This window comes from Amorphoplanes friuliensis DSM 7358 (assembly GCF_000494755.1).
GTDB lineage: Bacteria > Actinomycetota > Actinomycetes > Mycobacteriales > Micromonosporaceae > Actinoplanes > Actinoplanes friuliensis.
Map to the genome: position 1 here is coordinate 5,070,052 of NC_022657.1, position 13,484 is coordinate 5,083,535.

The window sequence follows — 13,484 nt, forward strand, 5'->3', positions numbered from 1 at the left end:
CCTCTCTGTGACAACGAGAGAACAGGGGACCCCGGTGCGGACGATTCTGGTGGTGGGCGGCGGTTATGCCGGTTTCTACACGGCGTGGAAGCTGGAGAAACGACTTCGCCGGGGCGAGGCGAGGGTCGTGGTTATCGATCCGCGGCCGTACATGACCTATCAGCCGTTCCTGCCGGAGGTGCTGGCCGGCTCGGTCGAGGCGCGGCACGCCGCGGTGTCGCTGCGCCGCCACCTGCACCGGACCACGCTGATAGCCGGGTCGGTGGTCGAGGTCGACCACACCCACCGCACGGTACGCGTCCAGCCGGTCGAGGGCCCGGAGTATCCGCTCGCCTACGACATCATCGTGGTGACGGCGGGTGCGGTCACCCGCAAACTGGCCGTTCCCGGTGTTGCCGAGCAGGCCATCGGCCTCAAACACGTCGAGGAGGCGGTGGCGATCCGGGACCGGTTGCTGACCGCGTTCGACCGGGCGTCGACACTCGGGCCCGGCCCGCAGCGGCGGCGGCTGCTCACCGTGACGTTCGTGGGCGGTGGATTCTCCGGGGTCGAGGGCTTCGGTGAGCTGCTGTCGCTGGCGACCGCGCTGCTGCGGGCGTACCCGGAGATCGGTCCTGAGGAGCTGGAGTTCCACCTGGTGGAGGCCAGGGACCGGATCCTGCCGGAGGTCTCGGACGGGCCCGGCCGGTGGGTGGTGCGGACGCTGGAGAAGCGCGGGGCGCGCGTGCATCTCAACGCGCAACTGCTGTCCGCGAGTGACGGTCACGTGGTCCTGTCGACCGGGGCGGAGTTCGACTCCGAGCTGATCGTGTGGACCGTCGGCAACGGCGCCAACCCGATGGTGCGCAGCCACACCGATCTGCCGGTCGACGCCCGCGGGATGCTGGTCGTGCGGGCCGACCTGCGCGTCGGCACGGACGACGAGCCCGTACGGGACGCCTGGGGTGCGGGTGACGACGCGGCGGTCCCGGACCTGGCGGCGGACCGGCCCGGCAGCGCGACGGTGCCGAACGCCCAGCACGCCGTCCGCCAGGGCAAACTGCTGGCCCGCAACATCGTGGCCACCCTGCGCGGCGGCGAGACGAAGCCATACGTGCACCACAGCCTGGGCACGGTCGCCACGCTGGGCCTGGGGCGGGGCATCTTCCAGTGGCGCCGTGTGGTCATCAAGGGGCTGCCGGCCTGGCTGATGCACCGCGGCTACCACGTGCTGGCCGTGCCGACCTGGGAGCGGAAGCTGCGGGTGCTGGCGGTCTGGCTGGTCGCCGCGGTGTCCGGGCGCGACATCGTCTCGCTCGCCTCGGTGCAGGATCCCCGCCGTGCGTTCGTCACCGGCGGGGACCCGGCACCGGAGAAGCTCAGCGCGCCAGCCACTCCCGGTACGTCAGCTTGGTGATGATCGTGTCCGCCTTGGCGATCAGGGCGTCACCCCGGGCGGCGGCGAACATGCCGGCGGTGTTGTCGGTCACGACCGTGCGGGTGTCGCCCTGCGCCGCCAGGGCAAGTTTGCCCAGTTCGTCCAGGGTGAAGACCTCGGGTCCGGCGTAGCTGCGGATGCCCTGCAGCGGGCTGCCCGTGCTCACCTCGGCCACCGCCTCCGCCACCTCGGCGGAGGCCATCGGCTGGACCCTCGTGGCCGGCAGCCGCACCGTTTTCTCGTCCGCGGTCCAGGTCAGCACGGACTTCATGAACTCGAAGAACTGCGTCACCCGGACGATCGAGTACGGCACCGGACCGGCCGCGAGCAGTTCCTCCTGCAGCACCTTGGCGCGGTAGTAGACCAGGTCGGGGACCTCGTCGACGCCCACGATCGACAGGACGACCGCGTGGCCGACACCCGCGTCCGCGGCCGCCCCCAGGAGGTTCTCCATGCTTTCCCGGAAGAACACCGGCGAGGCGTCGTCGAAGGTCGGCGAGTTCGTCAGGTTGACGACCACGTCGGCACCCTTCAGCGCCTCGGGGAGTCCCGCGCCGCTGATCAGGTCGACGCCGGAGGACGGTGAGTGCGGCACCGCCTCGTGCCCGTCCGCGTTCAGGATCTTCACGACCTGGGAGCCGATGAGCCCGGTCCCGCCCATAACCGCGATCTTCATTGTTTCCGGCCTTTCTTCGTCGGGTTCTGTCACCAGTCAGACCGGACAGCCCCGCGGTCTGTGACAGCCGTAAGAAAATCGAAAGGGCCCGGGTCCGCGACCGGTTCGTACCGGGTGGGTAGCGTCGGTCTGTGTCATACCTGCTGGTCGTCGACGACGACCCGACCGTCAGCGATGTCGTCCGCCGCTACCTGGAACAGGACGGTCATTCGGTACGCCTCGCCGCCGACGGTGCCGAAGCCCTCGCCGCGGCGGCCGCCTACCCGCCCGACCTGGCCGTCCTCGACCTGATGATGCCCGGCATCGACGGCATCGAGGTGTGCCGGCGACTGCGCACCCGGTGGCCGCACCTGCCCGTGGTGATGCTCACCGCGCTGGGTGAGGAGGCCGACCGGGTGCTGGGCCTGGAGGTCGGGGCCGACGACTACGTCACCAAGCCGTTCTCGCCGCGGGAGCTCGTGCTGCGGATCCGCTCGGTGCTGCGCCGCACCGCCCCGGCCACGGCGGACGCGGGCCCGGCGGTGCTGCACGACGCCGGGCTCAGCGCGGACGTCCGGCGCCGGATCGCCCATCTGCACGGCAACCAGCTCGCGCTGACCGTCCGGGAGTTCGATCTGCTCGCGTTCCTGCTGCAGCACCCGGCGCGGGCGTGGTCCCGGGCCGAGCTGCTCGAGAAGGTGTGGGGATGGCAGTTCGGCGACCAGTCGACCGTGACCGTGCACGTGCGCCGGCTCCGCGAGAAGATCGAGCAGGACCCCGCCGCACCACGGCGCATCCTCACCGTCTGGGGCGTCGGCTACAGCTACGAGCCCGCCGGGGTGCCGGCGTGAAGGACATGCTGCTGATCGGCCTCTACGCGCTGGTGTCCGGTGCCGTCATCGCCACCGGCGGCGCGATCGCCCTGCGCCTGCTGCGGGGCCGGTCGATCCTCGTGCACATCGGGGTGCTGCTCGCCGCCACCGTGATCGCGGTCGTCTCGGGTGTCGTCACGGTCGCGCAGGCGATGTTCCTGTCGGCCCACGACCTGCAGGTCGTCCTGATCACCGTGGCCGCCTCGGCCGTGGTCAGCCTGGCCGTGGGACTCGTCTTCGGGCGTCGCCTGGCGACCTCGGCGGTGTGGGCGGCGCAGGCCGAGGCGCAGGAGCGCAAGGCCGAGGCCGGTCGCCGCGAACTCGTCGCGTGGGTCTCGCACGACCTCCGGACGCCGCTCGCCGGGCTGCGCGCCATGGCCGAGGCCCTCGAGGACGGCGTGGTGCACGACCGGGAGTCCGTGGCGGAGTACCACCGGCGGATCCGCGTGGAGACCGACCGCATGACGCGGCTGGTCGACGACCTCTTCGAGCTTTCGCGGATCAACGCCGGGGCGCTGCGGCTGGTGCCCACGATGGTCCCGCTCGCCGACCTGGTGTCCGACGCGCTCACCACCGTCGCACCGCTGGCGGCGAGCCGCCGCATCCGGCTGGTCGCCGCCGGCACCGGCTGGCCCGTCGTCACGGCCAGCGAACCCGAGCTGGCCCGGGCGGTGACCAACCTGCTCGTGAACTCCGTGCGCTACACACCGCCGGACGGCACCGTGCACGTCGCGGCCGGGCACGACCACCAGGACGTGTGGCTCTCGGTCTCCGACACCTGCGGCGGCATCCCCGAGGCGGACCTGCCGCGCCTGTTCGACGTGGCGTTCCGCGGCGAACGGGCGCGGACCCCCGCCCACGGCACCGACCTGTCGTCGGCGGCCGGCGGCGGACTCGGCCTGGCCATCGTCCGCGGGCTGGTCGAGGCGCACGGCGGACGGGTGGAGGCGCACAACATCGACCGCGGCTGCCGTTTCATCATGCGCATCCCGGCGGTCACGGCCTGACGCGGCGGCGCCGCACCACGACGGCCACGGCGGCCGCCACCCAGATGACCGCGAAGATCACCAGCAGGCCGCGGCCGTAGTTCAGCGGCAGGATCGACGGGTTGTCGGCGACCCGGCCGCGGCCCAGGACCAGCGGCAGCGCCACCACCGTCAGCGCGAGACTGATCACGCCGGCCACGCGGACGGGCGTGCGGAGGCCGGCCGGGACGAGCAGACCGAGCAGCTCACCCGCGCCGATCGTCAGCGGCAGGAACAGCGCGTCGTGGAACACCAGCACGCCGACGAGGAAGAGCAGGGCACCGAACTTGACGTCCTTGTCGGTGAGGGCGCCGCTCACGGCGTACGCCATGACCAGGGTGCCGGAGGCGATCAGGGTGATCCGCGCGGTTTTCACGACGTGCTCCTGACGGTGATCCGGGTGACCCACTTGGTCTGCAGGACGCCGGGACGGTTGGGGGCGATGAGCCGGGCCGGGTAACCGTGGTCGGGATGCAGCGCCTCACCACCGAGCCGCAGGGCGATCAGCGTGAACGGGTCCCGCGTGTGGGTCGGTGGCACCGTGGCCGCGCGGTAGCGTCCGCGAGCCTCGAGGGACTCGACGTAGGCCTCGGCGTCCTGCGGGTCGCCACCGACGAGCACCACCAGGTCGCGCAGCCGCACGCCGGTCCAGGTGGCAGTGGAGCTCCACCCCTCGACGCAGCTGATCGGCAGGATCACCGTGTGCTGCGGCAGAGCTCCCAGCTCGGCCAGGCTCAGGCTGACCTGTTTCCCCGGTCCGGCGATCGTCAGGCGGTACGCCGGGTCGAAGGCGGCGTCGCGGACACCGGCACCGGCGGCGGTCTTGTTCACCGGCAGGTGCTGCGGCCCGGTCCGCGGCCGGCGCGGCGCCAGGACGGAGACCGGGGCGAGCGGGGCGACGGTCTGCCCCACGGTGGCCAGGGTGATGACCCCGGCGGCCGCCCCGACGGTGCCGAGCAGGCCACGACGGCTGAGTGCGCCCGGGGCGGTCCGGTCGGGGGTGGCCCGGACGAGCGCCTGCCTGATGATCGGAAGTTTCACGCCGATGTGCGTGACCAGGGCACCCGTGGCCAGCCACGCCGCCCAGTAGTGGCCCGCGGTGAAGAAGAACGGCATGGGGGCGTACCAGCGGGAGATGTTGAGGATGCCGCTGAGCACCTGGAACAGGGAGGCGGCGACCAGCACGGCGATGCTCGCGCGTTCGGCCGCGTGGGCCAGGTTGCGCGCGGGCGGCCACCCGAACAGCCGCGGGTAGACCGACCAGAGCTTCGCGCCGAGCAGCGGCACCGACGCCAGCCCGGTCGCGACGTGCAGCCCCTGGGTGACGCGGTAGAGCCCGGCCGGCCGGGACGGCCACCAGAACCAGGCGGGCGGGTGCTGGATGAAGTGACTGATCAACCCGGTGACCAGGCAGATCGAGAACGCCACGGCCAGCGCGATACCCAGGATGCTGGTCAGGCGGGGTGACCGCAGCTTCGAGTCGAAGGCGCCGTCCTGGAGAGGCCCCCGCCGCAGGGCCGCGGGCGGCTGCGGCAAAGGCGCCTCGACCCAGTCGACCACCCGGGCCACGATCGACCGTTTCAGGCCCGGGTCAGTGTTGCGAACCATCGGTTCGCCTCCGTCCATGTGGCCGCGATGTGCAGGGCGCTCGCAGCGGCCGGCCCGGCCAGGTCACCGGCGGCCAGTTGCGCCCACCGGAACGGCTCACCGGCGATCCGCGCCTCGCCGGACCAGCTGCGGGTGCCGGGTGGGGACAACTCGACGTGCACCCGGCCGTCGGCGGCGAGCAGGTCGCGGCAGCGGCTCAGCAGTGCCCCGGGGTCACCACCGATGCCGATGTTGCCGTCGGCCAGGAGCACGTGACGCCAGCGGCCGTGCCCGGGCAACGGTCCGAAGACGTCGCGGAGCAGGACGGTGGCGCCCCGGGCGCGGGCCAGGCGTACGGCCGCCGGGCTCACGTCGATGCCGAGAGCGGGATGCCCGAGGCGGTTCAGGGCCGAGGTCAGCCGGCCGGGGCCGCAGCCGACGTCCAGGGTCGGCCCCGCACAGCGGGCGAGCAGGCCGCGGTCGCCGGGAAGGTGGTTGCGGCACCAGGCCGCGGCGTCGATCCGGTGGGCGACACCACGATCGTCCAGCAGGGTGACGATCGCGGACTGCCCCGCACCGGCGTCGCGCAGTGCGGAGTCGAAGACCGGTGCGGTCGTGATGACGGTCATGCCATCACGGCCACAAAACGGCTGCCGGCCGGGCAGAGCGCCGCCACCTCGAGGGCGTCGGCGTAGGTGTCCACGTCACGCAGCACGGGCAGCGACGACACCCGCAGTCCCCGGCCCTGCAACGCTTTCAGGGTCAGCCGCCCGGTGTCGGGAGTGGACATCGGGACGTCGCGGAGCACCTCCCCGTGGGACGGGTCGCGCAGACCCAGCGCCCACCAGCCACCGTCCTCGGCGAGGCCCAGCACGGCGTCGGCCCGGCCGAGTTCGTCGGCGGCGGCATCGAGCAGCCCGGCGGTGACCTGGGGCGTGTCCATGCCGATCAGCAGGCTCGCCATCCCGTCGATCCGGGTGTCGGCATAGGCGTGGGCGAGACGCTCACCGAGCGTCCCACCCCGCTGCGGCATGCGGTTCCAGCCGGCGGGTGTCGGGTGGTCACCCTCCACGACCAGACACCGGTACGCGGCGTCCACGGCGTTCATCGTGTCCTCGAGGGCGGCGGCGGCCACCTGGGCGGCCTGTTCGGGCGTACACGGGGGGCAGAGTCTGGTCTTGACCTTGCCGGGCACGGGGGTCTTGGCCATCACGAGCACCTGGACGGTCATCGGGCGAGCACCACGCTCATGTCCCGGATCGCCCGGGCGGTCCCCCGGACCGTGCCGGTGACCTTGGACTTCGTGCCGGCGGTGCGCGGGCCGTAGGTCACGTCGACCTCGGTGACCTCCCAGCCTGCGCGGGCCGCGGCGATCAGCAGCTCCAGGGGGTAGCCGAAACGGCGGTCGCGGAGTTCGAGGGCGAGCAGGTCGTCCTTGCGGGCGGCGCGCATCGGACCGATGTCGTGGACCCGCAGGCCCGTCGTGCGGCGCAGGCGCCGGGCCAGCACGGCGTTGCCGAGGCGGGCGTGCGGCGGCCACACACCACGACCGGACGGCCGGCGCCGGCCGACCACGAGCCGGGCCGAGCCGGTGCGGACGGGATCGGCGACCAGCGGCAGCTCGCCGGGGTCGAAGGATCCGTCGGCGTCCATGACGCACACGACACCGTCGTCCGGGTCGCTCGCCAGGATCCCCGCGTGCACGGCCGCGCCGTAACCGGGCTCCGGGACGGTCACGACCTGGACGCCGAGGCGCCGGGCAACCTCGGCCGAGCCGTCGGTGGAGCCGTTGTCGGCGACGATCGGCCGATATCCGGCGGGCATCCGCGGCAGCAGCCGGGCCAGCGCGGGAGCCTCGTTGAGGCAGGGAAGGACGACATCGGTCATGACCGGGAACGTAACCGCCTTCGGCGGCCGCAAAGCCGTTCTGCTGCTTACGTAGTCCTTACGGCAGGCAGAGTTCTTACGGAGTGCTGACGTCCCGGGCCTTTTGACTCCGGACGGTCGTGAACGTGCCTAGGGTCGCCGGGTGACCCATGTACTCGTGACCGGCGGCGCCGGCTTCATCGGCTCCCATGTGACCTCCGCCCTGCTCGACGCCGGACATGAGGTGAGCGTTCTCGACGTCGGCCACCCGGCCGCCCACCGCGAGCCGCTGCCCAGCACTGTCCACGGTGCACCCGTGACCCAGGCGGATCTGCGTGACCGCGAGGCGGTCGCGACGGCGCTGCGCGGTGTCGACGCCGTGGTGCACCAGGGTGCAATGGTGGGCATGGGCGTCGATCTTGACGACCTCCCCGAGTACGTCGGGTGCAACGACCTCGGCACCGCCGTGCTGCTCGCCGAGATGGCCCGTGCGGGCATCGGCCGCCTGGTGCTGGCCAGCTCGATGGTCGTCTACGGCGAGGGCGCCTACTCCTGCCCCGCCGACGGGCCGGTCCGTCCGGCCCCGCGCTCGGTGGCGGATCTGGTCGCGGGCCGGTTCGAGCCCCGCTGCCCGTCCTGCGGGCTGCCGCTGACCAGCGAGCTCGTCGACGAGGACGCCCCGCTCGACCCGCGCAGCGTGTACGCGGCCACCAAACTCGCCCAGGAGCACCTCAGCGCGGCCTGGGCCCGGCAGTCCGGTGGTTCGGTCGTGGCCCTGCGCTACCACAACGTCTACGGACCGGGCATGCCGCGCGACACGCCGTACAGCGGGGTGGCCGCCATCTTCCGGTCGGCGCTGGAGGCCGGCCGCGCACCGCGGGTGTTCGAGGACGGTGCCCAGCGGCGCGACTTCGTCCACGTCGGTGACGTCGCCCGCGCGAACGTCGCCGCGCTGGCGTCCGGCGAGCCCGGCCTGCGCGCCTACAACGTCGCCTCCGGCCGGCCCGCGACCGTCGGCGAGATGGCCCGCGCCCTGGCCGGTGTGGTCGGCGGCCCGGAGCCCGAGGTGACCGGCGAGTTCCGGCTCGGCGACGTGCGGCACGTGGTCGCCTCCCCCGCGCGTGCCGAGGCCGAGCTCGGTTTCCGCGCCCAGGTGGACCTGCTCACCGGGGTCACGGAGTTCGCCCACGCCGCGCTGCGCGGATGAGGCGTCGCGCCGACCTCGTCGCGGCCGGTTGTGCACTCGGCCTTCTCGCGCTGGCGATGGTCGCCGGCGCGCTGCTGTACCTCGCCGGGCGGCCGGTGCACGCCACCTCCGCGCCGTTCACGGGCGTCTGGAGACCCCACTTCGGCATCGGTACGCCGATGGCCCTCGCGGTCGCGGGATTGGTGGTGTGGCAGGGTTTCCGCCTCGCCGCGACCCTGAGCTGGCGACGGCTGCTGCTGGCCGCGTACGGCGGTGCGGTGGCCTGGATCTTCTCCCTCGCACTGGTCGACGGGTGGCACCGCGGCATCACCACGCGGCTGACCACCGACCACGAGTACCTCAGTGAGGTCGGCGGGATCACCGACGTGCCGGCGATGCTGCGCGGGTTTGCCGGGCGGATCCTCGACTTCCAGCCGGACTCGTGGACGACGCACGTCGCCGGTCACCCGCCCGGCGCCGTCCTCGTTTTTGTGGGCCTCGACCGGATCGGCCTCGGTGGTGGCGCGTGGGCGGCGATCCTCTGCATTGTTGTCGGCGCGCTGATCGCGGTCGCGGTGCCGGTGACGATCCGTACGCTCGGCGACGAGGACGCGGCCCGTGCGGCCGTACCGTTCCTGGTGCTGTTCCCCGGCGCGGTCTGGATCGGTGTCTCGGCCGACGGACTGTTCGCGGGCGTCACCACGACCGCGCTGGCCCTGCTGGCGATCGCCCTGACGCGCAATCGGATCTGGGCCGGTGTCGCGGCGGGTGTGCTCCTGGTGTCGGGCCTCTACCTCTCCTACGGCCTCACACTGATCGTGGTGCCCGCCCTGGCCGTGGTGCTGCTCGCCCGCCGGATCCGGCCGCTGCCGTGGCTGACACTCGGGCTCACGGTGGCAGGCGGCGTAGCGGTCGTGGCGGCGTTCACCGTGTCCGGCTTCTGGTGGCTGGACGGTTACCACCTCGTGGTCGAGCGCTACTACCAAGGCATCGCGACCGACCGCCCGTACGGGTACTGGGTCTGGGCGAACCTCGCGCTGGTCGTGGCCTGCGCGGGCCCGGCGGCGGCTCCCATCGTGCGCCGCGTGCGGCCACGGCTCGCACCGGTCGTGCTGCTGCCGGCCGCCGGGCTGGTCGCGATCCTCGGCGCCGACCTGTCGGGGCTCAGCAAGGCCGAGGTGGAACGCATCTGGCTGCCGTTCGCCGTCTGGCTGATGGCGGGCGCCGGGCTCCTCCCGCCCGCGAGCCGGCGCGGCTGGCTCATCACGCAGGCGGTCATCGCCCTGCTGATCAACCATTTGCTGCGCACCACCTGGTGACGGGACTTCTTACCGAGGTGTTACGGGAGGCCCGGAAGGTGATCGGGGCGGGGTGGGGCCCGCGTACTGCGGACTGCAAGCCCGGACCCCCGCAGAAGGAGAACCCCGATGAAGGTCAGCAGACGACCCGGTGCGGCAAGGATGATCGCGGTGGCGGTGACCCTGGCCGCAACCGGTGCGGCAACCGTCTATTTTGTCTCCGGCGGCGGCAACGTGACGGCCTCGGCCCAGACCAGCCTCACCGGCTACGTGCCGATCGCCTCGGTCGCCCCGAACGTCGCACCGCCCAAGCCCCGCCGGACGTTCACGGTGGACTGTGGCACCAACGGCAACGGGAAGTTCAGCCCCGACAACCCCGTCGCCCAGCCCGGCATCAAGAACGGCGCCGAGCACGTGCACGACTTCGTCGGCAACCAGGCGATCACCGCTGACACCTCGGACGAGGCCCTCGCCGCCTCCGGGACTACGTGCCGCAACGGTGACCGGTCCTCGTACTTCTGGCCCGTCGTGCGGATCGACAAGGGCGTACGGTCCACCGGCGACCTCGGTGCGACCGTACCGACCATCTCCTGCCCGAGTGTGCGGGACAGGCTTCCCGCGGTGCCGGCCCGGCTGCGCGCCGGCGTCAACCGTCAGCTCGCCGTGCTGGACCGTTCGCTGGCCGCCGCCAACCAGCGGATCGCCGCGAGTCGCGGACGGATCGACGTGCGCCTCAACAAGGCCGTGATCGGGTCGCTGCGGGCGCAGCGGGCCGACGCCATCCGGAAGATCAGCGGGATGCTGGGCCGGCGTGGCCTGGTGTCGCTCGTCGACTGCGAGGTCAGCTACGACGGCATGCACGCCGGGCACGGGGCGACGCGCAGTGTTGCCAACCAGACCGTGAGCTGTCCTTCCGTGCGCGACAAGCTCCCGGCCGTGGACGACCGCACGGTCGGCCGCGTGAACCGCGAACTCGCCGCCCTCGACAAGCAGATCGCCAAGGCGAACGAGCGGCTGGTCCAGGCGCCCAGCGACACCACGGTCCTCAGCACCCTGCAGACCGAACGGGCCGCCACCCTGCAACGGCTGGCCGACGCCATCACCCCGCGGCCGGCCGGTCTGGACGCCCTGGCCGCCTGCACCAAGGCGTTGCCGGACCCCAGCGGCCCCCGGCTCGAACTGCCCGGCAACACCGGCGCGATCGTCCGCCCGAAGTCCGTCCTGATCGAGTACCGCGGCAACCCTGCCGGGCAGGTCACCGCGATGCCGCGTTTCCTGCGCGCGCTGACCGGTGACGCCAAGCCGACCAGCCGGGGCCCGGCGAACGCCCGAGCCTCCTGGACCTGCTCGGGCGTCACCGACCGGCTCACCGACAAGTACCCGATCTGCCCCGCCGGTAGCCAGGTCATGCGCGTCCACGACTTCCCCGGCTGCTGGAACGGCAAGGACATCGACAGCGCCAACCACCGTGCGCACCTGGCCTTCGCCGACGCCCGGGACACCTGCCCCGCCGGTTTCAAGGCCATCCCGCAGCTGCGGATCAGCATCTCCTACGACATCCCCCGTGGTGTCCAGGAGAAGGGTCAGTACGCGCTCGACTCGTTCCCGGAGGAGAACCACAACCCGTTCTCCGACCACGACGACTTCATCAACGTCAACTCCGACCGGCAGATGAAGAAGATCACGACCTGCCTCAACACCGGCCGGCAGTGCCGGCTCAGTGCCAGTCGCTGATCTGGACGTCGCGGGGTGAGGGTGCGCCCTCACCGGTCTCCACGAGGGACTTCATGCTCATCAGGTAGCTGCCCCACTTCGTGCTGCAGTGGTTCATGAACTCCACGGGCTCCTTCCAGCCCTGGTGCTCGAACAGCACGATCGTGTAGTCGCCGTCCTGACGCAGCTTCCAGTCGATCGTGGTGCCGATCCACTCCTCGGGGCCCTCGACGACCTTCCAGACGACCCGCTCGGCCGGCTTCAGCTCCACGACCTCCATGTCGAAGCCGCCGGGCGGGAAGCGGAACTCGAGGACTCCCCCGACCTCGCCGCTGCCCTTCGTGTCGTCGGTCCACCAGCCGGCCAGGCCGTCGACAGTTGTCAGTGCTTCGTACACCTTCTCCGGGCTCGTCGTCCTGACCCCGACCCGGTGCAGAATGTCCGCCATCTCGATCTCCTTCGTTCAGTCCTGTCGATCCCGCTGGATCGCCTCGGCGATCTTCTTGATCCGCTGCAGGCGGGCGTCCCACGCCTGCCCGACGGCGGCCAGCTGGGCCACCGCCCGGGCGAGCTGGGCGTCGTCCACGTGGTACCGCTTCTCCCGGCCCGCGGGGGTGGCCCGGACCAGGCCGGCCCGATCGAGGACCACCAGGTGCTTGGCCACGGCCTGCCGGGTCACCGAGACCTGCTGACTGAGCGTGGTCGCGGTGCCGCCGCCGTCACTGAGCAGCAGGTCGAGCATCCGGCGCCGTGTCGGGTCACCGATGGCCGACCAGAGCTCGTCGTCGACCAGAGCGGTGCTCATGACCGCTCGGTCAGCTTCGCGGCGTACGGGAGCAGCCGCGGCAGGTAGAACTCCCAGCCGGTGACGTGCTCGTTGTACTGCTGCTCCAGGAGCGCGGCCTCCCAGCCCATCTCCCGGAAACCCGTCTCGGTCATCTTGAGCAGGGTCCCGCCGCCCGACGGGGCCAGATCGAACGTGACCAGGAGCGAGTTGCCCTCGGCCGGCTGCTCACCCGTCGGGTGCGTCCACCGGAACGAGAACATCCGCGGCGGTTGCGCGTCGATGACGGTGAAGGACACCACCGTCCCGCCGGCGTCCCGCTCCCCGAAGACGATCTCCCCCGTGGCCCCGGGCGTCGTGTCGTAGTGCGCGTCGTCCGGCCACCACATCTTCAGGTGCTCCGGGCTGCTCACCACCTCGAAGACGACCTCGGGTGACGCCTCGACGTAGATCTCGCGTTCGATGGTCCCGAACTCCATGACATCCTCCTGCAACCTTTGGTTGCACATGAACATAGCCGCCCTCCGGCCCATGTGCAACCATTGGTTGCGCGTCGGACCGGAAGGCGGCTGTGAGGTGTGCCTGCGCCGGGTCTAGGCCTCGGAAATGGCGTCGATCAGGTCACCGACCGGGCGGTCCGGCAGAGCGCGGGCCACGTCGGCGACTGCGACGATGCCGACGAGGCGGTGCCCGTCGATGACCGGGAGCCGGCGGACCTTGTGGTCGGACATGGTGCGGAGGATCTCGGCCACGTCGTCGTCGGCGCCGATCGTGACGGGCTTGCCCTGACCGAGCTCACCGGCGGTGATCTGACCGGGATCGCGGTCCTGGGCCAGCGCCTTCACCACGATGTCGCGGTCGGTGATCATCCCCTTGAGCCGGTCGTCGTCGCCGCAGATCGGCAACGAGCCGACGCCGAGGTCGGCCATCCTGTGCGCGGCGGCGGACAGCGTCTCCTTCTCGCCGACACACGTCACGTCGGGGGTCATGATGTCGCGGGCGGTCGTCATCGCGTCGATCCTTTCTCTCGGTGTACCCGGCCGGATACCCACAGCGAAGGTCGATATTCCGCCCACGTTTC

At 71.8% G+C, this 13,484-nt stretch carries 16 protein-coding genes; 6 read left to right on the plus strand and 10 right to left on the minus strand.

The features are described from left to right. The first annotated feature begins 34 nt into the window (after positions 1 to 34). On the plus strand, positions 35 to 1,396 hold the full coding sequence (locus AFR_RS23610; RefSeq protein ID WP_023363546.1) for an NAD(P)/FAD-dependent oxidoreductase: 1,362 nt from the start codon (positions 35 to 37) through the stop codon (positions 1,394 to 1,396). On the opposite strand, the gene AFR_RS23615 is transcribed toward AFR_RS23610, so the two are convergent. Beyond that, entirely contained in the window at positions 1,359 to 2,093 is a 735-nt protein-coding gene (locus AFR_RS23615; RefSeq protein WP_023363550.1) for an SDR family oxidoreductase, read from the minus strand. The two genes, AFR_RS23610 and AFR_RS23615, sit on opposite strands and share 38 nt — an antisense overlap. A 131-nt stretch (positions 2,094 to 2,224) precedes the next feature. Here AFR_RS23615 and AFR_RS23620 point away from each other — a divergent pair, with 131 nt between their 5' ends. Together AFR_RS23620 and AFR_RS23625 are read left to right on the plus strand one after the other, a co-directional pair. Next, a complete protein-coding gene (locus tag AFR_RS23620) occupies positions 2,225 to 2,923 on the plus strand; it encodes a response regulator transcription factor (protein ID WP_023363552.1) in 699 nt (232 codons plus the stop codon). Continuing rightward, entirely contained in the window at positions 2,920 to 3,951 is a 1,032-nt protein-coding gene (locus AFR_RS23625) for a sensor histidine kinase (RefSeq protein WP_023363554.1), read from the plus strand. Before AFR_RS23620 ends, AFR_RS23625 begins: the two co-directional genes overlap by 4 nt. On the opposite strand, the gene AFR_RS23630 is transcribed toward AFR_RS23625, so the two are convergent. The 5 genes from AFR_RS23630 to AFR_RS23650 are packed head-to-tail and all read right to left on the minus strand — an operon-like array spanning position 3,941 to position 7,443. Further along, positions 3,941 to 4,345 (minus strand): hypothetical protein, encoded by a 405-nt coding sequence (locus AFR_RS23630; protein ID WP_023363556.1) that lies wholly within the window; start codon positions 4,343 to 4,345, stop codon positions 3,941 to 3,943. The two genes, AFR_RS23625 and AFR_RS23630, sit on opposite strands and share 11 nt — an antisense overlap. Then, the gene (locus AFR_RS23635) at positions 4,342 to 5,577 is read right to left on the minus strand and encodes a molybdopterin-dependent oxidoreductase (RefSeq protein ID WP_023363557.1); all 1,236 of its coding nucleotides are present in this window, start codon (positions 5,575 to 5,577) and stop codon (positions 4,342 to 4,344) included. Before AFR_RS23635 ends, AFR_RS23630 begins: the two co-directional genes overlap by 4 nt. Further along, positions 5,550 to 6,185, minus strand: a complete 636-nt coding sequence (locus AFR_RS23640) for a class I SAM-dependent methyltransferase (protein ID WP_023363558.1) — start codon at positions 6,183 to 6,185, stop codon at positions 5,550 to 5,552. The genes AFR_RS23635 and AFR_RS23640 overlap by 28 nt, the downstream gene beginning before the upstream one ends. Next, positions 6,182 to 6,787, minus strand: a complete 606-nt coding sequence (locus AFR_RS23645) for a TIGR04282 family arsenosugar biosynthesis glycosyltransferase (RefSeq protein WP_023363559.1) — start codon at positions 6,785 to 6,787, stop codon at positions 6,182 to 6,184. Before AFR_RS23645 ends, AFR_RS23640 begins: the two co-directional genes overlap by 4 nt. Continuing rightward, positions 6,784 to 7,443, minus strand: a complete 660-nt coding sequence (locus AFR_RS23650) for a glycosyltransferase family 2 protein (RefSeq protein WP_041841075.1) — start codon at positions 7,441 to 7,443, stop codon at positions 6,784 to 6,786. The genes AFR_RS23645 and AFR_RS23650 overlap by 4 nt, the downstream gene beginning before the upstream one ends. A 142-nt stretch (positions 7,444 to 7,585) precedes the next feature. On the opposite strand from AFR_RS23650, the gene AFR_RS23655 reads away from it, so the two are divergent. The 3 genes from AFR_RS23655 (at position 7,586) to AFR_RS23665 (ending at position 11,640) form a co-directional block, all read left to right on the plus strand. Then, positions 7,586 to 8,629, plus strand: a complete 1,044-nt coding sequence (locus AFR_RS23655; protein WP_041841076.1) for an NAD-dependent epimerase/dehydratase family protein — start codon at positions 7,586 to 7,588, stop codon at positions 8,627 to 8,629. Beyond that, entirely contained in the window at positions 8,626 to 9,927 is a 1,302-nt protein-coding gene (locus AFR_RS23660; protein WP_023363562.1) for a hypothetical protein, read from the plus strand. The genes AFR_RS23655 and AFR_RS23660 overlap by 4 nt, the downstream gene beginning before the upstream one ends. 108 nt (positions 9,928 to 10,035) lie before the next feature. Further along, on the plus strand, positions 10,036 to 11,640 hold the full coding sequence (locus tag AFR_RS23665) for a DUF1996 domain-containing protein (protein ID WP_023363563.1): 1,605 nt from the start codon (positions 10,036 to 10,038) through the stop codon (positions 11,638 to 11,640). On the opposite strand, the gene AFR_RS23670 is transcribed toward AFR_RS23665, so the two are convergent. From AFR_RS23670 to AFR_RS23685, 4 genes are all read right to left on the minus strand, one after another. Continuing rightward, positions 11,624 to 12,067 (minus strand): SRPBCC family protein, encoded by a 444-nt coding sequence (locus AFR_RS23670; RefSeq protein ID WP_023363564.1) that lies wholly within the window; start codon positions 12,065 to 12,067, stop codon positions 11,624 to 11,626. The genes AFR_RS23665 and AFR_RS23670 overlap by 17 nt on opposite strands. Positions 12,068 to 12,082: 15 nt before the next feature. Beyond that, positions 12,083 to 12,424 carry an ArsR/SmtB family transcription factor gene (locus tag AFR_RS23675; protein ID WP_023363565.1) on the minus strand — a complete coding sequence of 114 codons (342 nt, stop codon included), beginning with the start codon at positions 12,422 to 12,424 and terminating at the stop codon, positions 12,083 to 12,085. After that, positions 12,421 to 12,882 (minus strand): SRPBCC family protein, encoded by a 462-nt coding sequence (locus AFR_RS23680; protein WP_023363566.1) that lies wholly within the window; start codon positions 12,880 to 12,882, stop codon positions 12,421 to 12,423. Before AFR_RS23680 ends, AFR_RS23675 begins: the two co-directional genes overlap by 4 nt. 114 nt (positions 12,883 to 12,996) lie before the next feature. Continuing rightward, positions 12,997 to 13,413 carry a CBS domain-containing protein gene (locus AFR_RS23685; protein WP_023363567.1) on the minus strand — a complete coding sequence of 139 codons (417 nt, stop codon included), beginning with the start codon at positions 13,411 to 13,413 and terminating at the stop codon, positions 12,997 to 12,999. Positions 13,414 to 13,484: the final 71 nt, after the last annotated feature.

Excerpts from the sequence above, each read along its gene's own strand:
- AFR_RS23685 (WP_023363567.1), bottom strand. The coding sequence starts at position 13,413 with ATGACGACCGCCCGCGACATCATGACCCCCGACGTGACGTGTGTCGGC.
- AFR_RS23675 (WP_023363565.1), bottom strand. The coding sequence starts at position 12,424 with ATGAGCACCGCTCTGGTCGACGACGAGCTCTGGTCGGCCATCGGTGAC.
- AFR_RS23680 (WP_023363566.1), bottom strand. The coding sequence starts at position 12,882 with ATGGAGTTCGGGACCATCGAACGCGAGATCTACGTCGAGGCGTCACCC.
- AFR_RS23635 (WP_023363557.1), bottom strand. The coding sequence starts at position 5,577 with ATGGTTCGCAACACTGACCCGGGCCTGAAACGGTCGATCGTGGCCCGG.
- AFR_RS23615 (WP_023363550.1), bottom strand. The coding sequence starts at position 2,093 with ATGAAGATCGCGGTTATGGGCGGGACCGGGCTCATCGGCTCCCAGGTC.
- AFR_RS23640 (WP_023363558.1), bottom strand. The coding sequence starts at position 6,185 with ATGACCGTCATCACGACCGCACCGGTCTTCGACTCCGCACTGCGCGAC.
- AFR_RS23650 (WP_041841075.1), bottom strand. The coding sequence starts at position 7,443 with ATGACCGATGTCGTCCTTCCCTGCCTCAACGAGGCTCCCGCGCTGGCC.
- AFR_RS23670 (WP_023363564.1), bottom strand. The coding sequence starts at position 12,067 with ATGGCGGACATTCTGCACCGGGTCGGGGTCAGGACGACGAGCCCGGAG.
- AFR_RS23660 (WP_023363562.1), top strand. The coding sequence starts at position 8,626 with ATGAGGCGTCGCGCCGACCTCGTCGCGGCCGGTTGTGCACTCGGCCTT.
- AFR_RS23645 (WP_023363559.1), bottom strand. The coding sequence starts at position 6,787 with ATGACCGTCCAGGTGCTCGTGATGGCCAAGACCCCCGTGCCCGGCAAG.
- AFR_RS23665 (WP_023363563.1), top strand. The coding sequence starts at position 10,036 with ATGAAGGTCAGCAGACGACCCGGTGCGGCAAGGATGATCGCGGTGGCG.